The organism is Thermococcus pacificus (genome assembly GCF_002214485.1).
In the GTDB taxonomy this organism is placed as follows: domain Archaea; phylum Methanobacteriota_B; class Thermococci; order Thermococcales; family Thermococcaceae; genus Thermococcus; species Thermococcus pacificus.
Window position 1 is genome coordinate 1308389 of the sequence record NZ_CP015102.1, and the last position, 21234, is coordinate 1329622.

Below are 21234 nucleotides of genomic sequence, written 5' to 3' on the forward strand. Positions count from 1 at the left end.
GGAAATGCTGGAAAAAGTGCTTGAGATGCTTAAAACGGGAAAGGACGTCGATGAGATAGCGGAAGAGCTCAACGTCCCCAGGGAAGAGGTCATCGGAGCGATGGAGGTACTCGCCAGCATGGGCTACATCGAGAGGGTGGATGCAGGGGAGGGGGCCTGTGCCACCTGCCCCCTGAGGAACTTCTGTCCGGGATCGTGCTTCCGTTTCAAGGGGAAAGTCTACACAGTGGCTGAAGTCAAGCTCGAAAAGAGCTCAAGGAAATGACCAACTTCGCAGGAAACCTGGAAATTTCCGCAATAACACGGGGCTTTTTCTGAGTTTTCACCGCCAGTTAAACCTGTCACCGCCAGTAGTATATTTTACAGCCGTAAAACATATAAAACCCTTCATTGAAAGGATTAACGGTGATACCATGAAGGCAGTCATTCTTGCCGGTGGATTTGGAACCCGCTTAAGGCCACTCTCATCGACCAGGCCGAAGCCGATGGTCCCGGTTCTCGGAAAACCCAACCTCCAGTACCTGCTCGAGAGCCTCGAAAAAATACCGGAGATAGACGAAATCATACTCTCCGTTCACTACATGCGCGGTGAGATAAGGGAGTTCATAGACGAGAAGATGGCGGACTATCCAAAGGACATACGCTTTGTCAACGACCCGATGCCGCTTGAGACCGGCGGCGCTCTCAAGAACGTTGAGGACTACGTTGATGAGGACTTCCTGGTCATCTACGGCGACGTCTTTACCAACTTCGACTTCAGGGAGCTCATAGAGGCCCACAGGAAGAACGAGGGCCTCGTAACGGTGGCGGTTACTAAGGTCTACGACCCGGAGCGCTACGGTGTCGTCGAGACCGACGAGGAAGGAAAAGTTACCCACTTCGAGGAGAAGCCCCACAGGCCGAAGACCAACCTCGTCGACGCTGGAATATACATGGTCAACAAGAAAGTACTTGAAGAGATACCCAAGAACAGGGAAGTCTACTTCGAGAGGGAAGTTCTCCCGAAGTTCGTCAGCAAAGGCGAAGTCTACGCCTACAGGATGGCCCGCGACTACTACTGGATAGACCTCGGTACTCCGGAGGACCTCTTCTACGCCCACCAGATAGCCATGGACGAGATAGCCAAGGACAACGGATACATGACGATCAAGGAGACTGCCGAAGTTCCAGATGACGTCGAGATTCAGGGCCCGGTCTACATCGATGAGGGGGCCAAGATAGGCCACGGAGTTAAGATCAAGTCCTACACCTACATCGGGCCCAACACAATAGTCGAGGACAAGGCTTACTTCAAGCGCGCGATCCTCATCGGAAGCGACATAGTCAAGTCCAAGTCGGAGATAAAGGACAGCATCCTTGGCGAAGGTGTTGTGGTTGGAAAGAACGTCATCCTCAAGGAGAACGCCGTGGTTGGAGACTACGCAAAGATATACGACAACCTCGTCATCTACGGCGCCAAGGTGCTCCCGTGGAAGAAGGTCGAGGAGTATGAGGCCTTCATCAAAATAAAGCTCGACCCGACGAAGGTCAAGCCAGGTGTGACCCCCGAGCGCTGTCCGCTCGGCCTCCCGGAGTGCATCTACACCAAATTCAAGGCTATAGCCGGTGAGAAGCCGCCGTGCGACGAGTGCATAGAGAACCAGTGGCTCTTCTGAAGGGGGACGGGACGTCCCCCATATTCCTCAAAATTTGTCCAGTTCCTCCTAATGATTTTATTACGGCCTTCATCGCCAGCTATGAAATTTCGTTACAAAATTCTAACAAAGTGCAACTTAATGTTCCATCACACGAACCGTTATTTTGGATTACTAGACCGCTCTAATGCATCGCTTCCTAGATTCCCCGCGTGCGAGCAGATTTCTACCCCAAAGAAGGCCTTTAAACGTGATACACTTTTGAGCAACCGTTATAAAGCATCCCCCCTACCCGCTCACCATGAGAACCTTTATCATCAAGGCCAACAGGGCCCACACAAAGGCGGATTTCAGCCTGACGGATCTGCCAGGCACGAGCGGTAGGATAGACCTGCTGTGCAGGTTCCTCAACTCAGCCTTCCTGCTCTCTCATGGCTTCAGGAAGAACGTCAGGGTCTGGCTCAGCCTCTACGGTCCGCCCAACCCGCCGAAGGCGATACGCTTTGAGGGCCAGCGTATGAGGCCCAAGACCCTCAACCCCGACGAGCTCAGCACGGCGAAGCTGATAATAAAGGCCCTGAAAGCTGGAGAAAACCTCCGCGAGCCAGGAAAGGAGCTCGAGGTTCTCCCCGGAATCTACGTCAGCAAACTCACCTTCGAGGACATCGTCAGGAGGACTCTGAGAGGCTCTGCCCTCTACTACCTACATGAAGAGGGAAAGCCGATAGAAAAGGTCCACTTCCCGGCGAACGTCGCCTTCGTCCTGGGCGACCACGAGGGGTTAAGCAGAGAAGACGAGGCTTTTCTCGCCGGAATAGCGGAAAAGGTGAGCGTAGGGAAGAAGAGCTACCTCGCCTCCCACGTGGTGGCATACGTCAACATCCACTTGGACTCGCTCACCCCTCCGCCCTGAGCTTCAGCGAGGTGTGCTCCTGCTTCAACTCCTCCAGCTTTTCGAGGAGCCCCTTGCTGGCTCCCCTCGGCCTGAGTGCCAGTTCCTCGAGCTCCTTTATCCTCCCCTCCAGAGCCCTCTCGCGCTCCTCCAGCTCCTCCATAGCCATGGCGAGCTTCTCCTCTTCGCTCCTCCGGTAGACCTCGATCTTAAGGCCGTCGTAGTACCACTCGATGGTGCCTTCCTGATGCTGAACGGCACTGTTATCCTCACCACGTCGCCCTTCTCGACCCCATCTCCTGGAGCCTCTCGAAGATGCGCTGGTTGATCTCCCCGGCGGCGCGGACAACTTTCTTGGGATCTACATTCTCCTTGTGATGGCGAAGAGAACACACCTGGCCTTGTAGGCGTAGCCAGAAGCTCAGACGAAGCCCGCGCTTAGCCTCACGACTGCTACCACAACCCTTTTAGCACAGGGAGGATAAATAACTAACGGTGAGAAAAGTGAACATCCTCATCTTTGGGCCGCCTGGGAGTGGAAAGTCGACCCATTCTCGGACCATAGTGGAACGCTACGGTCTGATCTATATCTCGTCGGGCGACATGATAAGGGCCGAGATATCAGCCGGAACCGAGCTCGGGAGAGAGATGAAGAGTTACCTCGAGCGGGGAGACCTAATCCCTGACACGGTGGTCAACACTCTCATAATCTCAAAGCTGAGGCGCCACAGGAAGAATTTCATAATCGACGGCTACCCGAGGACGGCCGAGCAGGTTCTGGCCCTCGAAAACTACCTCTACGACCATGGGCTCAGCATCGACGTCGCCCTCGAGATATTCATCTCCAAGGATGAGAGCGTCGAGAGGATCTCCGGCAGGAGGATATGCCCGAAGTGTGGGGCCGTCTACCACCTCAAGTACAGACCCTCCAGGGTGCCCAGGAAGTGCGACGTCTGCGGCACCGATTTAATCCAGAGAGACGACGATAAACCCGAGATAGTGGCCAGGCGCTACGACCTCTACATAAAAAACATGGAGCCGATAATCAAGTTCTACAAGAAGCAGGGAGTGTATGTGAGGGTGGACGGTCACGACAGTATAGAAGGCGTCTGGGAGCGCATAAGGCCCCTCCTAGATTACATCAAAGCCCGGGAGGACTCTTCCCAAGGAGGCTGAGCAGCCGTTTAATGTCTTCATCATTGGAGAGCTCCTTCACAAGGGCCTCTAGCCGTTCCTCTTCCCTCAACACAATTTTCATTGTCCTATCCTTTGGATCTATTATCCTGACCTGAACTGGACATGCGCTTCCAAAGAGGGTCTTCATAAAGGAGCATGCCTTTGTCCTGACCCTTTCCGCGAGTTCATTCTTTTCAGCCTCGGACAGTTCTGCCTCCGCCTTTATGACAATCCTCAGAGAACCTGGCCCGTTAAGGGGCATGCTTACTGTGAGGGCCGATATTGCTATTCCCCACTCCTTTAGGGTTATAACGAGCCCCCTACCCAAACGGTTGAGCCGCTCCAGCTTTTCATCGGGACCGTTAACTATGAGCTTGACATTGGCCTCCCAGCCATTCCTCTGGGGGGCTCTAACGAGCTCGAAGTCTTCCACCTCAAACCGAACCGAGTACAGCCTGCCGAATGTGGTGGTAGCGTCATCCGCCAGCTTCTCCAGAATACCTTGGACAGTCTCTTGTACGTCTATGGGAACGAAGCCCTCCATCCCTGAGATCACCAGCTTAAAGATTAGCCGGAGGGTTCTTCCCTCGGGGACAACCCTCACTTCAATAGAGTCAAGCTGAATACCCAGGGCTTCAAGAGCCTCAGCTAATCTCGCAGCAAAGAGCTTGTTTATTATGGGATAATAGTTGGGGGGATCGACGTTCAGCAATCTTTTCACTTCCAATTAATCCTAAGGCAAAAATCACTTTAAGGGTTTCTATGGAAGGTCTCTCAGGTGTGCCTGATGAATGCTAGTTTTGCGCCACTTTCAGGGAGATCACGGGAAGAAGGCAAAGAGGTCTCAGAAAACCCGGAGACGTAAAAATGGCCAGGATTGGGAGGGCTCAGCCCTCCCAGACAACGTACTCCTTCTTCGTTATGAATATCGGCTCGATTCTCTTCCTGACGATCACGACCTTGTCCTCACCGTACTTCTTGTATAGTTCCTGGATGTAGTTCTCGAAGACGTTCTCAGGCATTGAGGCCTTCGCAGTTATGACGTTGTCTCCAGCTTTGACGCTGAGGCTCTTGACAGGGACGTAGGTTATGATGTCCTGGTGTGGTTCCAGGTAGAAGTTGTCCTTCTCTATGTCCTTGCCGTTGGGGGCGACGTAGTATACGATGCTGGCCCTCAGGGTGAGCTGGACGTCGCTGTAGTCCTTTCTGAACGCCGCTTTCAGCTCAAGGTTGCCACTCTGCCCTTCTTCCAGGATGTAGCTCGGGTTTGCAACTTTCCCGTCGACCTTGGGCTCGCCGTTGAGCACGCCGACCGGGCCGTCCTGGACTAGGATGAAACGGTAGTCCGTGGCGTTTGGCACAACGAGGCTGACCTCGACGGGGGTCTCGTTGAGGTAGTTGATGTTCAGGTTCTCGGCTAGGACTTCCTTCTTAACAAGGGTGGTGCCGTTGTAAGCTTCAAAAACCAGAGTGGCGTTCTTAACGTCCCTTCCGAAGGCAGATATCCAGAGACGGAGCTTCTGCTCCCCGAGCGGGAGCTTTCCACCGCTCATTGTGCTGTAGAAGGGCACCCACGTGCTGTTCTGGTACTTATCGATCCTGTAAACCGCGAAGGGCCTGAACTGGTACACCGAGACACCGCCGTTGCTGTAGGTCGGCTTGAAGTTGGCGAAGAGCTTCTGCGCATCCCACGGCTCGTAGGAGTAGGGGAGCTGGAAGGCCAGTCTAACGAAGTTGCTGAAGGCCACGTTCTTGTACGCCAGCATTCCGTAGTCGCCGAAGACGTAAAGCACGTAGGGGATGTCCCCCCTACCCGGTATGGTCTGGCCCCTCGAGAGGTCAAGGGTCATAACCGGTTGGTATGCCCCCTGGGAGGTTCCAACGTAGACGACCGTCTTTCCGCTCTCGTTGACGTACTGAATGTACTGTTTGGGTATGAGCTGGAACATCGGGACGTGGCCGTACTCGTAGTAATCTATCGCGCCGCCGAGGTAGCTTATGGCGTTGAACTTGTAGATGTCCCGCTGCCAGGTTATCATGTAGTTGAGCTCCCATGCCTCGAAGTCCTGCTCGGCCTCGTTCCCGTAGTGGGAGAAGAAGTCTGCAACGATGTAGCGCCTGTCATAAGCGTGACCGCCGTCGGTTGCGCTTCTTCTCTGCGAGAGAAGACTCGACTCAATCCAGTAGCCGTAGTCCCACCAGCTGGTGGCGCTGTCGAGCGGGTTGGAGTTCTCCTTCAACCAGTTGAGTACGTTCACCCAGTCTGCTGGAACGGAGCCCTGAGACTTTGAATATGAGACTGCTACAGACTTTACGTCTCTAGCTTCGACGTAGGGGATTATAAGCAGGAATATTAGAAGGATTGCATAGAGGGCCTTCGTCCCCATGTTCTCCTTCATGTTCTCCACGTAGATGAATATTTCTGCCATGACAATACCCGCAAGGAGTACTACTGTCCCCGAAGCCTGGAAAATGAAACGCACTGCACTTAGGAGAAGGTAGAGAGAGCCAAAGTAATAAGCCACGATGAAAATCTCCTTGTATCCTGAAAGATCCTGTTTAATGAGCTTCAGTATAAAACGGGAAAGCACAATAACAAAACCGGCCAAGGAAAGCAGGAACAAAGCACCGTCTTTTCCAACGTATTGGCGAAGATTCGCGTTATAGACGTAGTGAATACTGAAAGAGTCCTTGATATAACCCCAGCTGGTTCTGGCGAGCTCAGCGACCGTCTGGTAGAGTGGGTTGGACTGGTATGCCGCGCCCATGAACTTGAGGAGGTCCCGTCCGAAGTAGCCGTAGAAGGCAAGGAAACCGACGACCGCTATGGCAAGTATGGTCCCGAACCTGTGCTTCTTGTCTGAGTAGTTGAGTCCAAGCCTCTCACCGTAGAGCATCACCACAACGAGGGCTGAGAGGGCTATGAAGGCCTCGAGGGCGAAGATGAGGAAGCCCTTGATGCCTATGAAGCCTGTGTAAGACACGCCCAGACCGAGCAGGAGGGAGAGGCCGTAAAGGGTGAAGTAGTCCCTCACGAAGTCCCTCAGAGTCTCCATCATTCCGAAGGTGAAGAATACGACGACAGTTATGCCTGCGACCAGGAGGAGTATGCCCACACCGAAGTTGCTTCCTGTCCAGACTCCCATGTATAGGACGCTCGTGACCAGAAACATCACCGCGCCGAGCACCTTCTTCCAGTTCCACTCCTTCTCGTCGAGGTAGACCAGCAGGAAGTAGACCGCGAAGAGGAAGAACATCATAAAGGGCCCTTCACCACGGTTGTTGCCAGACATGGTCTTGGTGAAGCTGGCGTAGGAGAAGGCCATGAAGGCCGCTCCCCAGATGCCGGCCCAGTCAGAGTGGAGCTTCCTTCCAAGGAGGTAGACGGCTATGACGGTCATCGCTCCCACGAACGGCGGCCAGACCTTGAAGGCTTGAAGTTCGCTCCACCCAAAGAGGGCGTGGGTTATCTTGTAGAAGGCTGCCTGAACCGTGTAAAGACCCAGGTAGCCGGTGGCCTTTATGCCGGTTGGAGGCTCTGCGTAGGCGAAGTACTTGGGTATCCACTCTGTTATGGCCTGCCTGTACATCTCGTAGTGGAAGAACGTGTCAGGGTCGAGGAAGGTTTTGTAGTTGGAGGTTATGTTCCTAAGTCTGAAGCCCAGGTATGCCAGCAGGAGTGCTATGAATGGAAGGCCGTAGCCCTTGAAAATGGAATAGTATCTTGAGGGGGAAGCTCCCACCTCTTTCTTCTTTTGTTTCTCCTTAACGTCAGTTTTCACCATGGGAATCACCTCATTCGACTGTAACAGATTTTGCAAGGTTCCTCGGCTTATCGGGGTCGTTGCCCCTCAAAACCGCCATGTGATATGCTATGAGCTGGAGGGGAACTACATAAACTATCGGGCTGAGGAGTTCGTCCATATCCGGCATCCGGATGAAGGCGTTGGAGACGCGTCCCAGCTCTTCGCTGTCCCCAAGGGAGATTATAAACGCGCCCCTCGCACGCGATTCCTCTATGTTGCCCACGATCTTGTCGAAGGTCTTCCCGCTGGGGGCTACCGCGACCACGGGGACGCCATCCTCGAGCAGTGCCAGCGGCCCGTGCTTCAGCTCACCGGCGCTCAGCCCCTCGGCGTGGATGTAGCTTATCTCCTTGAGCTTGAGGGCGCCTTCGAGAGCCGTGGGAACGCTTACTCCCCTGCCGATGTAGAAGAAGTCCCTCTTATCTACCAGACTCTCGGCCAGCTCTTTAATGCCCCCGTCGTGTTTTAAGACTTCCTCAACAAGGTTCGGGACGGCCTTCAGGCCCGCCTCAAGCTCGTCGAGATAGTCCTCGTCGGCGGTTCCGAGGATCCTGGCCAGCTCAATGGCGAGCATGGTCAGGACGGTCAGCTGCGTGGTGTAGGTCTTGGTCGCCGCAACACCAATTTCCGGACCGGCGTGGGTGTAGAGCGTCAAATCCGCTATTCTCGTCGCCATGCTTCCGACGACGTTGACTATCGCGAGCACCTTTGCGCCCTTCTTCTTCGCCAGCTTCATTGCCGCGAGGGTGTCGGCCGTTTCTCCGCTCTGGGTTATCGCAATCACGAGGGTGTCTTCGTCGATTATATCCTCGAATTCATAGCGGAACTCGCTCGCGTCTTCGACTATGGGAACCTTCTTCGCGAGGCGCTGGAAGAGGTACCTGCCAACCATACCCGCGTGGTACGACGTTCCCATCGCAACTATGAAGATTTTGTCGTACTTCGCTATCTCCCTGGCGACGGCATTTATGACGTCAGCGTTGCCGTGGATGGCGTCCTTTATTGCCCTCGGCTGCTCGTATATCTCCTTGAGCATGAAGTGCGGGAACCCGGCCTTTTCGGCCATCTCAAGGGTCCACCCTATTTCGTGGACGGGCTTTTCGACGACTTCTCCGGTGTCGAGGTTCTTGACCACCCAGGAGTCCTTCGTGATGACCGCGTACTCCCTGTCGTCGAGGAAAACGACCCTGTTCGTGTACTCCAGAAACGCCGGGACGTCGCTGGCGGCGAAGTTCTCACCGTCACCGATTCCCAAAACGAGAGGGCTCTCGTTCCTGACGAAGTAGAGCCTGTCGGGTTCCCCAGTGTATATTATTCCAAGGGCGAAGGAACCCCGAAGTTTGAGAAGGGCCTTCCTCATGGCCTGCTCGAAATCCGACTCTCCCCTGAGCTCCTCCTCGATCAGGTGGGCTATTACCTCGGTATCGGTGTCGCTCTCGAACCTGTGGCCTTTTGCCACGAGTTCGTCCTTAATCTCGGCGAAGTTCTCTATTATACCGTTGTGAACGAGTGCTATCCTTCCAGTGCAGTCAGTTTGAGGATGAGCGTTAACATCGTTGGGGACCCCGTGGGTAGCCCAGCGCGTGTGACCGATGCCCCTCTTCCCGGGCATCTCAAGGAGGCCAAGCCTCTCGATCAGCTCATCTATCCTGCCGGCACCCTTCTTTATGAAGAGCCTCCTCCCATCTTCCGTTACAATCCCCGCAGAATCGTATCCCCTGTATTCGAGTCTCTTGAGTCCTTTGACTATCACCTGGCAGGCAGGCCTGTCCCCGATGTACCCTATTATTCCACACACGGCAACCACCCGCTTTTACTCTCTTCCTCGATAAACCGCCGGGAGTTAAAAGCCTTTCTCAGGGGGGCTTTCCGTGTATTCATATACCCTTTGGTTCAGCTTTCGATAGGAAAAAGCCTTTATAGTCCTTGGGATACCTATTTCGGGTGGACCGATGGACAAGACCCTTGACGAGTTCCTCAGGAGCACCGTCCGGAAGGTTAAACCAGAGGAAGAGCCACGCAAGAGGAAGAAGCGCCTCAAACCGACCAGCCTCGAGTCTTTTCTGCCAGAGGAGCATGTGAATTACTTTAAACAGCTCCGCATCGGCTCGAAGAGGATAAGGAACGCGAGGATAGAGGAGCTATAACCCCTCCGCTATCACCGCTCTATCTCCCAGCTGGAAGACGAAGGCCCTTCTCTCGCCGCTCAGGTTTGCCTCCACGCGCTTCCTGAACCTCCAGTACTCACCGTCAGGCACACTTATCCTGAGCGTCGCCCTGCCAAAGCCCTCCTTCCTCAGGAAGTCGTTTATCCTGACGGGGTGGAACGGGACGATCCCAACGACGCGGTAGGTTCTCTTGAGGTAGGGACTCCTGATCTCCTCGTCCCCGGTCGCCAAAACGCGCCTCTTCTCGCGGAGGAGCATCCTCGCCTCAACAGGGAGGAGATGAAGCAGTTCGTTTATCAGGTCAGCATAGTCGACCGACTGCGGGATCTCGTAGAGGTATTCACCTGGCTCATCCGTCCACTCAACGATGTTCTCAAGGTTCGGGTCGCTCTCGACCCTGGCTCCAGCCGGTAGAATGACCGCGCTCCTCTCGGCCCTCGCCAGCGGCTCGGTGTAGAAAGTGAGCCTGTTGAGGGCCCCGAAGAGATCTATGTACTCGAACTCGCCCTTCCATGGAACCCTCTCGCGCCTGATCTGGGGTGGGAGGTCAAAGATGAAGGCGTCGGTTTTCCTGCCGTATGCCCTGTAGACCTCCAGCGGGCTCGGCAGAAGGTCTTCGAGCCTTCTTTCAGGCATCTCCGGGGGCCTCGCGGGATCAGAGAAGATCACCTCCGCATCAATCTTCTCAGCGATCTCGGGCGAGAGTGAGTCCGCGTTTATGAACTCGATGTTCGAGACGCCGTACTTCTCGGCGTTCCTCCTCGCGAACTCCACCTTGAGCGGGTCGATGTCGATCCCATAGGCCCTCTCAACATTCATCGCGTAGAAGATGAGCTGGATTCCAATGCCACAGGAGACGTCGGCGATGCTCTTTACTCCAAACTCCTTGAGACGCCTGGCGCGGTATTTAGCAACCTCCTCGTGGGTTGAGTAGCGCAGCCCCTGAAGGTCCATCCAGAGGTCGTCGCGTGAGAACTTGTCCCTGGCTTTTATCCTCGCCCTTGCTATCTCGGCTATGAGCTCCCAGTCCTCACCAAGCCTCGCGCGGAGCTTCCTCTCGTCAAGGCCGCGCCTTATCAGCTCGACCGCTTCCCTGACCTTCTCCTCGCTTATTTTCTCCAGCATGTTTTCGCCTAAGGAGAGAGGCTTAAAAACATTGCCCGCGATAGTTCCAGAGGTGGTTCAATGGACTGGAGGAAAGTCACCTTCGCTCTAATACTCCTCATCACTATGGCGGGCTCCTTCTGGTACGTCTACGACTTCGCCTCACAGCCGGTTTTTCACGACTACGTCAGCGACGAGGTCTGGTACGTCCCCGCGAGCAGAAACATCCTCCACCGGCTCGGGGTTACCCTCACCTACGTGAACGAGAGCAGCGGCTCGATGGGAGTGAACGTCATCTTCTTGAATCAGAGCGTTGGGGTAAAGTACCAGTACGACGTCGAGAAGATAGCTCTGAGGCACGGGGCCACCTACGAGAAGGAGTACCTTAAGTTCCCGGGAGTTTATTTCGAGATTCCTCCGGAGCAATTCGATGCTTTTCTGGATGACCTGTCGTCTTCTCTTCCCGGAGAGGTCTACTACGTCGTTCCCGGCTTCTGGTATCCTGACAAGGAGAACATACAGGACTACCTCAACACCGAGCACCCCTTCCTCGGGAAGGACTTCATAATGCTTGGCATGCTCATCGAGGATAGGCCCGTGAACTGGCGGGTTCCTGGCATAGTAGCATTCGTTTTAACGGAGCTCCTCGTGGCCCTGGCAACCTACAGGATAAGCAAGAGCTACCTCGCCGCCATCATAGCGCTGGTCTTCACGGTCGCCGACCCGACGCTTCAGGCTATGTCCACCGTTGCCATGCTCGACATCTACGTCGCCTTTGGGGTTGCCCTCTTCGTCTTCTTCCTCGCCTATGAAAAGGACCGCTGGGCGGCGTTTGCGGCCGGACTGGCAGGGGCAACGAAGCTCAGCGGCGGCTTCGGCTGGCCAGTGCTCCTGGTCAGGGCCTTCAAACGGGAGAAGAGTATAGTTGGCTTCCTTCTCACTGTGTTCGTGCTTCCCGCTCTCGGCTTCCTGCTCCCGAATGTTCCTGCGATGGTCGCGGTCGGGCCGGAGAAGTGGCTCAGGGACTTCCTCGGGAGCTTTAAATGGCACCTCTCCAACAAGGGCGGCCACCCGGCGGCTTCGCCGGTTTGGGAGTGGTTCGTGAACAAGAAAGCCTTCGCGCTGCACTACGACCCCAACGTGTTCGCCCAGACCGACCCGTTCCTCCTCCTCTCGATGGTGCTCTTCATCTTCGCCCTCCCGTGGCTTTACAGGAGAAAGAACGGCCTTCTTGCCCCATTCAGCATCTTCTGGAGTACTGTCTTCTTCTTCACACTGCAGTACGTCCTCGGGGGAACTACTCAGTTCAGCTTCTACGCCACGGCCCTTGTTCCGCCCGCTGCTGTCGTTATGGGCGTTGCTCTCAGAGAACTCCTCCGCTGGGAGGCCTTCACGAACTCCCTGTGGCTCTACCTTGAGTGGCTGCTGGAGGTAAAGGACAGTGTGAGGCTGAGGAGATGATGAACTACTTCAGAAAATCCTCCAGGCTTGTCTGTTCCCTCTTCTTTTCCTTCGGCCTAACCTCGTCCTTCAGCTTCTCCTCTATCTTCCTCAGCGTCTTCCAGCTCCTCCTGACTATAGGTGGGAAATCGCCGTGCTTCCGGTAGTACTCTTCGAGGAACGCCCTCGTCCTTGGGTCGCTGGGGTAACCAGAGCCTATCTCACCGTACTCTTCTTTCAGCCTCTCTATCGCCCTGTCGCGGGTGACCTTCGCGAGGATTGAGGCGGCTGAAACTGGCACGAACTTGTCGTCGGCCTTGTGCTCCGCTACGATCTCCGCCCTGAAGTTCAGCCCCTTTCCTATGTCTTCCCCAAAGCGCTCTTCCTTGACGTCGGCGGCATCGATGTAGATCACGTCGGGCCTGACCTTGAGCGAGTTTAGAGCCTTAACAAAGTTCTCAACTTCGAACTCGTTGAGGGTACCTTCCCTTGAGTCTATCTCGTTCGGCCACAGCTCGATGACCGCGTAATCGTCGAGGAGTTTGATGATCTCGTCGAAAAGCCTCTCGCGCCGCTTTGGCGTCAGCCTCTTCGAGTCCCTGACGCCGAGCTCCGCAAGCTTTGGGACGTTCTCCTCGTCCACCACAACCGCCGCTATGACCATCGGCCCGATGACCGGCCCCCTGCCGGCCTCGTCTATCCCAGCGAGCTTTCTGCCCAAAGTTTCACCTCCTGAAGAGAAGGACGCCGTATATTGCACCGAGCATTATGGTGGCTAAGCCGCTCGGCGGTATGTCTGTGAGGTACGCCAGCACCACCGATGAGAGCTGGACTCCAAGGGTAAGGAACAGGCTCACGCCGATGACCTTTCTCAAATCGCTGCTCACCATCAGTGCTATCGCGCCGGGGAGCACCGCCACGACCTGGAGGGTTATCAGGCCGACCGTCTGGACGATTAAAGCGCCAATTGCTCCAACGAGGACGTAGAGAACCATCAGGTAAGCCCTGACGTTCCCCCCGTAGCTCTCCATCCCCTCGGGGTCGAAGCTCAGGTAGAGGAAGTCGCGGTAGAGGAAGAGCATTACAAAGAACAAGGCCGCGCCGCCGAGGACGAGGGCAGTGAGGTCGTTGAGGCTTATGAGGAAGATGTCACCAGTGAGGTAAGACACTATACTCTCACCAAGCGGGAAGTATGGTCTGCTCGCCATCACCTTGTAGAGGACGCCGAAGCCAAGAACGGTCAAACCCGCCACGAAGCTGGCCACGATTCCCACTGCAGAGTCCGGGGAGAAGCCGAGCTTCTCAAGGTGTGCTATGAGCAAGACTATCACGACCGTGACAAAGAGGGCAGTGAGCATGACGAGGGAGAGGTTCTCGAAGAGCAGGCCGAGGATCATGCCGAGCACCGCACCGAACAGAAGGGCGTGGAAGAGAGCGTGGGTCAGGAAGGCCAGCCCTTTGGTGTTGATGAGCGGGCTGAGCATTCCCAGGAGGACGCTGACCATTATGCTCGCCAGGAGAGCGCGGATGATGTATTCGGGGATCATAGCTCACCACCCCCACGCTTATGGATGTGAACGTCGCCTGTTATGCAGAAGAGCTTGCCCCCTACCGGAACAACCCTCGCCAGCGGGCCGTAGACAGATTTGATAATGCTGTCCTGTAGCACTTCTTCAGGTCTGCCAAAGGCGATAAGGCGTTTGTTTATGAGCATCACCCTGTCCCCAACCTCGAGGAGAGGGTTGATATCGTGGGTGGTTATCACCATCGTTATTCCCCGCTCGCGCTTTATCTTGTTGAGGACTGCCGCGACCTCAGCCCTCGCGCTGGGATCGAGTGCCGAGAGTGGCTCGTCAAGGAGGAGCAGTTTTGGGTCGCCCATCAAAGCCCTCGCGAGGAGAACCCTCTGCTTCTGCCCCCCGCTCAGCTCGCGGAAGAGCCTGTCCTTAACGCTGCCCAGACCAACGAAGCCGAGAACCTCCTCCGCCTTCAGTAGAGTCTCGCGGGGGATTTTGAAGTGAGCGAAGCCCCTCCTGTAGATGCCCCCCATTGCAACGACCTCTAAAGCTGTGAGCGGGACGCGCTCGTTGAGGCTATGGCTCTGGGGGACGTAGCCTATCAGCTCCCTCGCCCTGCAGGGCTTCCTGCCGAAAACATAGAGGTCTCCGGTGTACTCCCTGTGGAAGCAGGCTATTGTCCTTAGCAGGGTGGTCTTTCCAGCTCCGTTAGGGCCGAGGAGGAGGAGCGTCTCACCCTCTTCCAAGGAAAAGGTAACACCCTCAAGGGCGGGCTTCCCGTCGTAGAGTATCGTGAGGTTCTCGGCGGTTACTGCATTCATAGTCATCTCCTGGTTTCTGTTGAGCAGTTCATTTTTAAACTTTCATGCCACCATAATGGACAGGAGTGGGTAACGGGCCCCTCCGCTCCAGTGCCTCCGGCCCGTTTGTGCAAAAATTTTAAAAGCACATCCCTGTACTCCCATTAGAAAATTTTTGCAAGGCTCAGGTTTATAAGGCTCAAAGTTGAGCGGAAGGAGGTGGTGATAATGGCATATCACAGGAGTGGAAACAACAAGAAAAAGAAGGATAGGCAGGTTCAGGGAGACGAGGTTATCCGTGTCCCCCTGCCCAAAGAAGGACAGCTCTTTGGAGTCATCGAGCAGGCCCTCGGGTCTGGCTGGATGGACGTCCGCTGCTCCGACGGCAAAATAAGGAGATGCAGGATTCCAGGCAAGCTCAAGAGGAGGATGTGGATGCGCGTTGGCGACGTCGTCATAGTCCAGCCCTGGGAAGTCCAGAGCGACGAGAGGGGCGACATAGTCTACCGCTACACGAGAACTCAGGTTGACTGGCTCCTACGGAGGGGCAAGATAAGCCAGGACTTCATAAGCGGCGGCGAGCTCCTGTTCTGAGCTTCTCAATTTCAGGGACGAGCAGTGATGAGCGATGCGCGAGGACTTCATAGAGCGCGAGATTGAGGACATGCTCGGCCTCAGGGAGAGGCGTGAGAAGGACAGTGAGCTCTACAAGATAGCCAACGAGGTCTTTGACAGGAGTACTAAGGAGACCCTCGCCTACCTGCACCGCAGGGGGAAGATAGAGGCCCTCCACGGGGTCATCAGCACGGGCAAGGAAGCCAACGTCTTCGCCGGCGTCGATTCAGATGGAAACCGGATAGCGGTCAAAATATACCGCACTTACACCACCGAGTTCCGTAGGATATGGGAATACCTCGCCGCCGACCCCCGCATTGGATATCTGCCGAAAGACATGCGGAAGCTCGTCTTCGTCTGGACTAGGAGGGAGTTTAAAAACCTCCAGAGGGCCATCAAGTACGCGGTCCGCGTCCCGGAACCGATAACCTTCCGCAACAACGTTTTGGTCATGGAGTTCATAGGAGACGAACTTCCGGCTCCAAGGCTTAAGGACGTTGAGAGGGAGCTCCAGCGGGAGGACTTCGAGGAGCTTTACACTTACCTCATGGGTGTAATCGAGCGCCTCTGGAAGCGCGGCGATATGGTGCACGGCGACCTGAGCGAGTACAACGTCCTGCTGTGGGATAGTCCCGTCGTAATAGACTGGTCGCAGGCGACAGTTAAGAGGAACCGCATGAGCGTTGAGCTGCTGAAGAGGGATCTGCGGAATATCATCAATTACTTCGGTAGAAAAGGCGTTGACGTTGATGATTTCGACGATAAGTTCCGCGAGCTTGCTGGTTAGAGGGTGAGAGTATGGATGAGTTTGAGAGACTGCTGAAAAAGTACGAGCGCGTTGACAAGGACGGGGGGCCCATAAGGGAAGAGCCCGAAGTGGAGATAGACTACGCCGCTGAGGGTGAGCAGGAGGAGTTCCTCAGGATACCGAAGGAGCGCGTCGCGGTGGTCATCGGGAAGAAGGGCCAGACGAAGAGGGAGATAGAGAGGCGCACGAAGACCAAGATAGAGATAGACAGCGAGACGGGAGAGGTCTTCATAACCTCAACGGAGAAAACCGACGATCCTTTAGCGGTATGGAAGGCGCGCGATGTTGTTATGGCCATAGGGAGAGGGTTCTCCCCTGAAAGGGCCTTCAGGCTCTTCAATGAGGGTGAAACCCTCGAGGTGGTCAACCTCACGGATATAATCATCGGCAACGACAAGAACGCCCTCCCAAGGGTGAGGGGTAGGATAATCGGCAGGAAGGGCAGGACGAGGGAGATCATAGAGGAGATGAGCGGTGCGGACGTTAGCGTTTACGGAAAGACCGTCGCAATAATCGGCAACCCCCTCCAGGTTGAGGTGGCAAAGACTGCCATAGAGAAGCTCGCCAAAGGCTCCCCGCACGGCGTCGTTTACAAATACCTCGAGAGGCGCAAGAAGGACCTCGAACTCGAAAGCTCGAACTACTACGAGGCCCTGGAGGGAGGGGCCGGCGAAGCGGGGGACTACCCCGAGTTTTCTGAAGACGACGAGTATTGGGAGGACTGAGGATGAGCGAGGCGAATCAGCTGTTTAAGGAGTTTAAGATACAGAGCGTCAGCGAGTTCTTCAGGCGAAACGCGGCAATGCTCGGCTACACGGGCAAAGTCCGCTCGCTTACAACGCTGGTTCACGAGGCGGTGACCAACTCACTTGACGCGTGTGAAGAGGCTGGAATACCCCCATACGTCAGGGTGGAGATAGAGGAACTTGGAAGCGAACACTACAAGGTCGTCGTCGAGGACAACGGCCCGGGAATCCCGGAGAAGTACATAACCCACGTTTTCGGAAAGATGCTCGCCGGAACCAAGGCCCACAGGAACATTCAGAGCAGGGGCCAGCAGGGTATCGGTATAAGCGGCGCCGTAATGTTCGCCCAGATAACGAGCGGAAAGGCAACGCGCGTCATAACGTCAACCGGCGACGATGAGATCATCGAGGCGTGGGTTAAAATCGACGTGGACAGGAACGAGGGTAAGATAGTCAAGAAGGAAAAACACCCAAACCCGACCGGCTGGCGCGGGACGAGGATAGAGCTTGAGGTGAAGAACGTCCGCTACATCCGCTCGAGGCAGGGTGTTTACTGGTACCTCAAGCTAACGGCGATAGCCAACCCCCACGCCCACATCGAGCTCATTGAACCGGACGGGAAGCTCATAGTCTTCCCGCGCTCGAGTGAAGAAGTCCCCAAGCCGCCCGTTGAGATGAAGCCCCATCCCAGGGGCGTCCTCACCGATGACGTTTACAGGATGGCCAAGAAGACGAGGAGAAACACCGTAAGGCGCTTCCTTGTAGGGGAGTTCTCAAGGATAAGCGACAAGAAGGTCGATGAGCTTATTGAGTACATAGCCGCTCTCAGGCTCATAAAGACTGTCGAAGACAAGAACCTCCAGGAGCAGTACTATCAGAAACTCATGGAAGGCGACGTTAAATCCGTTTTGAGGGCATTTAGGGGCTACACAAAGGTCGTCAAGCAGGTGGCAAAGCTCATGGAGAAGCCACCCGAGAAACTCACCTGGCAGGAGGCTGAGGAGATAGTCGAGGCCTTCAAGTACATGAAGTTCCTCGCCCCCCCGACCCATGGTTTAAGACCTATAGGCGAGGAGAACATCGAGAAGGGCCTGAAAGGGATCCTCAAGCCGGAGTTCGTCACCGCGGTGACGAGGCCGCCCAAGGTTTACTCCGGAGGAATCCCCTTCCAGGTGGAGGTAGGCATAGCATACGGTGGTGAGATTCCGGCTGGCTTCGACGTCTTCAGGTACGCCAACCGCGTCCCGCTCCTCTTCGATGCCGGTTCGTGTGTGACCACAATAGCCGCCCGCTCCATAGACTGGAAGCGTTACAAGGTGGATGACCCGGACAGGACGCCCCTCGTTGTCATGATAAACGTCATCAGCGTCCACGTCCCCTACACCGGAACCGGAAAGCAGAGCATAGCCAACGACGAGGACATTTACAACGAGATCCGCCTTGCCTTAATGGACGCCGCCAGAAGGCTCCAGACATACCTGAGCGGCAAGCACAGGAAGCTCCACCAGGTAAAGAGACGGAAGACCTTCGAGAAATACGTCCCCGAGATAGCGAGGGCGCTGAGCGTATTAACCGGCGAGCCCGAGGAGGCCATTAGGGAGTACTTCGTCAGGTTTATTGAGAACCATTTTGCATCCAGAGAGGCCCCAGAGGAGGTGAGCGAGAATGCCTAAACGCAAAGCGATCCACCGCGAGAAGCCGAAGGAGAAGTTCTCCTACGACCCAAAAAGGGTACTCAGCAGGCTTGAGGAGTACGGGAGGCAGATTCTTGAGGACATAAAGAGCGGGAAGAACCCCCACTTTGACATACCCATGCGCGGGCTCAGCAACGTCTACTTCGATGAAAAGAGGCGCGTCATCAGGATGGGCGACAAGCTGTCCAGGAGGTACTTCCTCAACGTGGCCCACGCCAGAAAGTTCATGCAAACCCTGCTCATAATGGCCTACGTGAAGCGTCTCGTGAGTGAGAACAAGCACGCCAGCCTTCGTGAAGCTTACTACGCCAACAAGCACACCATTCCAGGAACGAGGGAGAACACTTTCGAGGATCAGAGCGAGAGCGACCCGATTATAGAGGACCTCGAGAGGATGATGGGGGTTCTTCGTGAGGAGATGCACCTCACCGCCGACAGGCGCGGCTACATCTACGGCGACATAGTCATCCGCGATGGGGAAGACGAGTTCAACGCCTCAAGGCTGGGAAGCGGCGGCTGGGCCGTCCCCGGAACGGTGGAGCACATCCAGTTCCCGGAGATAAACGTTGACTACGCCCTCGTCGTCGAGACTGCAGCTATGGCCGACCGTCTGATTGAGGAAAAGTTCCCCAAGAAGGAGAACGCTTTGATCATAGCGACGCAGGGACAGGCCTCCCGCGGCGTTAGAAGGCTTATCCACAGGCTCCACTACGAGGAAGGCGTACCGATCATAGTCTTCACCGACGGTGACCCATACGGTTGGTATATCTACTCGACAATAAAGCAGGGTTCGATTAACCTCGCTTACCTCAGCGACAAGCTGGCAACGCCCGAGGCGAAGTTCGTCGGCATGACCATGGACGACATAAAGCGCTACGGTCTGGAGAACGTCACCGAAAAGCTCAAGGGAATCCCACCCAACAAGAAGGGTGGCCCGACGGGGGATTACAAGCGTATCATTGAAGAGATGAACTACCCCTGGTTCCAGAACAAAGAGTGGCAGAGGCAGCTCAAGATGGCCCTCAAAATGGGGGTCAGGATTGAGCAACAGGCTTTGGCCAACAAGAGCCTTGAGTTCGTCGCCAAGGAGTACCTCCCAGGAAAAATAAACAACGGTGAGCTGCTGCCATGACGACGACCGAGGAGCTCGTCGCGCAGGTCAACAAGATACTGGATGATATTGGGATAGACATGGACGGGTTATTTGAGACCTTCGACATCCCGTCCATCTCCCTCCGCCTTAAGGAAAACCTCTCGCTCCTCCAGGAGCTTGAGGAAGACCTCTCAAAGCGCGTCGGTGAGGCCACACCCTCGGCTGATTTCTCGGACAGGAAGAACCGCGACCCCCACATCCAGTGGATATACAAGAAGAAGCGCAACAGGATCCTCGCTTTGGAGCGCCTCCGCTCGGCTATAACCGCCCACAAAATGGCCTTGGCATTGATCTCCGCCAACTACACCTTCTTCCTCGGCAAGAAACTGATAACCATCAAAGAGCTAACCAGGGAGAACGCAGAGAACGTAAAAGCGGTTTCAAACCCCATCCAGCTCGGCAGGGTTGAGGTTCTGCCCTATTTGGCCTACTCCGGCGACGTTCTCAGGCTGCTCTCAAGGGAGAGCATAGCCGTGAGGGAGTCGTTCAAGCTTATAAAAGGAAAGCTCCGCGAGAAGGGGACGGTCAGGACGCGCGGGCTCAGGATAGAGGTCGAGTACTGGGAGAACAACAGGCTCAAGAAGGCGAGGCTCGACCTTCCCACTGATGCCGACATAGAGGCCGAGCTCAGGCAGCGCTACGGAAGGAGGTTCAGGTGGAGGGTTCTCAGCTTCGTCAAAACGAAGGGAGTGCTAATAAACAACCACTACACCGTGGACAACCTCGCGCTCGCCTACTCAATCCTCGACCCAGAGGACGGGGCCAAAAAGCTTGGCCTCGACCTGTTCCGCTACTACTTCCTTACCTCAGAGAACGACAGGGAGAGCCTCGGCCTCTACCCGGACATAAGGCTCTGCATAGACTGCCACTACTCCATCTTTGACCTGCCCTTCCAGGACGAGCCCGGCTTCAAAACCGGCCACGGGAGCATGCTCCTCATGAGGAAGTGTGAGATGGAGAAGGCCCTCGTCGGGAGGAGGAAGGATATAGCCAACATCCCGAACCACCTGCTTGGCGGCGTGCTCCTCTACGGGATGAGCGATTACAGTGAGAACAGGGTGGCGGAGCTCCTTGGAATCCCCGAGGACGAACTCGTTGAGGCCATAAAGAAGTTCGTGATTTCGGGCCTGCACAAGACCCTCTTCGCGGACACGAAGAAGTTCGAGAAGTTCATGCCGAAGAGCGACAGGGCAAAGCAGTTCCTGGCCCTCCTCCAGGGGTGAGGGCATGAGGGCGGAGATAAAAGCGAGGAACAACGAGGAGCTTATCAGAAAGCTTCGCGAGAGCCTCAGCGATGAGGTCACAGAGGTTTACATCAACCTCCGCCCGACGAAGGAGATACTCGTCAGGATACTCGAGCGCGCCCCGAACGTGAGGAAGATATCCTGCCCGCCGAGCCTCTACCCCAAGGTCTCGAAGAAGGTGATAGCTGCCCTCGCCCAGATGGGCATCGAGCTCGTCCCCGAGGGCTACCCGAGGGGCAGGCCGAGGAAATACGACGAGAGAACCGTCAGGCAGGTAAGGGAGCTCCTCAGGAAGGGCGTCCCTGCGAAGGAGATAAGCTCCCGCATGGGAATTCCTCTCAGGACCGTCTACTACATGATCGAGCAGGTCGAAAAGAGGGGATAGCATTTTCTGGACTCCTCCCCGGCAGGAAGGGCGAGGCTTTCGGGAGAAAAGA

Annotated in this window: 21 protein-coding genes; 13 read left to right on the forward strand and 8 right to left on the reverse strand. The window is 55.6% G+C overall.

From position 1 onward, the window contains the following. Positions 1-4 precede the first annotated feature (4 nt). The 3 genes from A3L08_RS07250 to trmY all read left to right on the forward strand — a co-directional run bounded on the left by A3L08_RS07250 (position 5) and on the right by trmY (position 2547). On the forward strand, positions 5-265 hold the full coding sequence (locus A3L08_RS07250) for a helix-turn-helix domain-containing protein (protein WP_088854383.1): 261 nt from the start codon (positions 5-7) through the stop codon (positions 263-265). Positions 266-413: 148 nt separating this feature from the next. After that, a complete protein-coding gene (locus A3L08_RS07255; protein ID WP_088854384.1) occupies positions 414-1655 on the forward strand; it encodes a sugar phosphate nucleotidyltransferase in 1242 nt (413 codons plus the stop codon). Between the two features lie 280 nt (positions 1656-1935). Beyond that, complete coding sequence (gene trmY / locus A3L08_RS07260) at positions 1936-2547, forward strand: tRNA (pseudouridine(54)-N(1))-methyltransferase TrmY (RefSeq protein WP_088854385.1); 612 nt, start codon at positions 1936-1938, stop codon at positions 2545-2547. Here the strand turns inward: trmY and A3L08_RS07265 are convergent. Continuing rightward, complete coding sequence (locus tag A3L08_RS07265; protein WP_335755205.1) at positions 2531-2875, reverse strand: hypothetical protein; 345 nt, start codon at positions 2873-2875, stop codon at positions 2531-2533. The two genes, trmY and A3L08_RS07265, sit on opposite strands and share 17 nt — an antisense overlap. Positions 2876-3030: 155 nt before the next feature. Between A3L08_RS07265 and A3L08_RS07270 the strand changes: the two genes are divergently transcribed. Further along, positions 3031-3702, forward strand: a complete 672-nt coding sequence (locus A3L08_RS07270; RefSeq protein WP_088854386.1) for an adenylate kinase — start codon at positions 3031-3033, stop codon at positions 3700-3702. Here A3L08_RS07270 and A3L08_RS07275 read toward each other — a convergent pair. From A3L08_RS07275 to glmS, 3 genes are all read right to left on the reverse strand, one after another. Next, positions 3668-4429, reverse strand: a complete 762-nt coding sequence (locus A3L08_RS07275) for a hypothetical protein (RefSeq protein WP_157721599.1) — start codon at positions 4427-4429, stop codon at positions 3668-3670. The genes A3L08_RS07270 and A3L08_RS07275 overlap by 35 nt on opposite strands. A 160-nt stretch (positions 4430-4589) precedes the next feature. After that, entirely contained in the window at positions 4590-7487 is a 2898-nt protein-coding gene (locus tag A3L08_RS07280; protein ID WP_088854388.1) for a glycosyltransferase family 39 protein, read from the reverse strand. Positions 7488-7497: 10 nt separating this feature from the next. Beyond that, on the reverse strand, positions 7498-9306 hold the full coding sequence (gene glmS, locus A3L08_RS07285) for a glutamine--fructose-6-phosphate transaminase (isomerizing) (protein ID WP_088854389.1): 1809 nt from the start codon (positions 9304-9306) through the stop codon (positions 7498-7500). Between the two features lie 154 nt (positions 9307-9460). Here glmS and A3L08_RS07290 point away from each other — a divergent pair, with 154 nt between their 5' ends. Next, a complete protein-coding gene (locus A3L08_RS07290; protein WP_088854390.1) occupies positions 9461-9655 on the forward strand; it encodes a PCNA-inhibitor in 195 nt (64 codons plus the stop codon). Here the strand turns inward: A3L08_RS07290 and A3L08_RS07295 are convergent. Continuing rightward, on the reverse strand, positions 9650-10801 hold the full coding sequence (locus tag A3L08_RS07295) for a methyltransferase domain-containing protein (RefSeq protein ID WP_088854391.1): 1152 nt from the start codon (positions 10799-10801) through the stop codon (positions 9650-9652). The genes A3L08_RS07290 and A3L08_RS07295 overlap by 6 nt on opposite strands. A 60-nt stretch (positions 10802-10861) precedes the next feature. Between A3L08_RS07295 and A3L08_RS07300 the strand changes: the two genes are divergently transcribed. Continuing rightward, positions 10862-12241: a dolichyl-phosphate-mannose--protein mannosyltransferase gene (locus tag A3L08_RS07300; protein WP_088854392.1), complete on the forward strand. Its 1380-nt coding sequence runs from the start codon at positions 10862-10864 to the stop codon at positions 12239-12241. Between the two features lie 4 nt (positions 12242-12245). Here A3L08_RS07300 and rnhB read toward each other — a convergent pair whose 3' ends face one another. The 3 genes from rnhB to A3L08_RS07315 are packed head-to-tail and all read right to left on the reverse strand — an operon-like array spanning position 12246 to position 14558. After that, the gene (rnhB, locus tag A3L08_RS07305) at positions 12246-12941 is read right to left on the reverse strand and encodes a ribonuclease HII (RefSeq protein ID WP_088854393.1); all 696 of its coding nucleotides are present in this window, start codon (positions 12939-12941) and stop codon (positions 12246-12248) included. Positions 12942-12945: 4 nt separating this feature from the next. Then, on the reverse strand, positions 12946-13767 hold the full coding sequence (locus A3L08_RS07310; RefSeq protein ID WP_088854394.1) for a metal ABC transporter permease: 822 nt from the start codon (positions 13765-13767) through the stop codon (positions 12946-12948). Then, entirely contained in the window at positions 13764-14558 is a 795-nt protein-coding gene (locus A3L08_RS07315; RefSeq protein ID WP_088854395.1) for a metal ABC transporter ATP-binding protein, read from the reverse strand. The genes A3L08_RS07310 and A3L08_RS07315 overlap by 4 nt, the downstream gene beginning before the upstream one ends. A 207-nt stretch (positions 14559-14765) precedes the next feature. Here A3L08_RS07315 and eif1A point away from each other — a divergent pair, with 207 nt between their 5' ends. The 7 genes from eif1A to A3L08_RS07350 are packed head-to-tail and all read left to right on the forward strand — an operon-like array spanning position 14766 to position 21182. Further along, complete coding sequence (gene eif1A, locus A3L08_RS07320; protein ID WP_088854396.1) at positions 14766-15131, forward strand: translation initiation factor eIF-1A; 366 nt, start codon at positions 14766-14768, stop codon at positions 15129-15131. Between the two features lie 34 nt (positions 15132-15165). After that, positions 15166-15939, forward strand: coding sequence for a serine protein kinase RIO (locus tag A3L08_RS07325; RefSeq protein WP_088854397.1), 774 nt, complete (start codon positions 15166-15168; stop codon positions 15937-15939). Positions 15940-15950: 11 nt separating this feature from the next. Continuing rightward, positions 15951-16685, forward strand: a complete 735-nt coding sequence (locus tag A3L08_RS07330; RefSeq protein ID WP_088854398.1) for a KH domain-containing protein — start codon at positions 15951-15953, stop codon at positions 16683-16685. 2 nt (positions 16686-16687) lie between these two features. Then, complete coding sequence (gene top6B, locus A3L08_RS07335) at positions 16688-18379, forward strand: DNA topoisomerase VI subunit B (protein WP_088854399.1); 1692 nt, start codon at positions 16688-16690, stop codon at positions 18377-18379. Further along, positions 18372-19532 (forward strand): DNA topoisomerase IV subunit A, encoded by a 1161-nt coding sequence (locus A3L08_RS07340; protein WP_088854400.1) that lies wholly within the window; start codon positions 18372-18374, stop codon positions 19530-19532. The genes top6B and A3L08_RS07340 overlap by 8 nt, the downstream gene beginning before the upstream one ends. Beyond that, on the forward strand, positions 19529-20776 hold the full coding sequence (locus A3L08_RS07345) for a DUF530 family protein (RefSeq protein ID WP_088854401.1): 1248 nt from the start codon (positions 19529-19531) through the stop codon (positions 20774-20776). Before A3L08_RS07340 ends, A3L08_RS07345 begins: the two co-directional genes overlap by 4 nt. A 4-nt stretch (positions 20777-20780) precedes the next feature. After that, the gene (locus A3L08_RS07350) at positions 20781-21182 is read left to right on the forward strand and encodes a DUF1699 family protein (RefSeq protein WP_088854402.1); all 402 of its coding nucleotides are present in this window, start codon (positions 20781-20783) and stop codon (positions 21180-21182) included. Positions 21183-21234 lie beyond the last annotated feature (52 nt).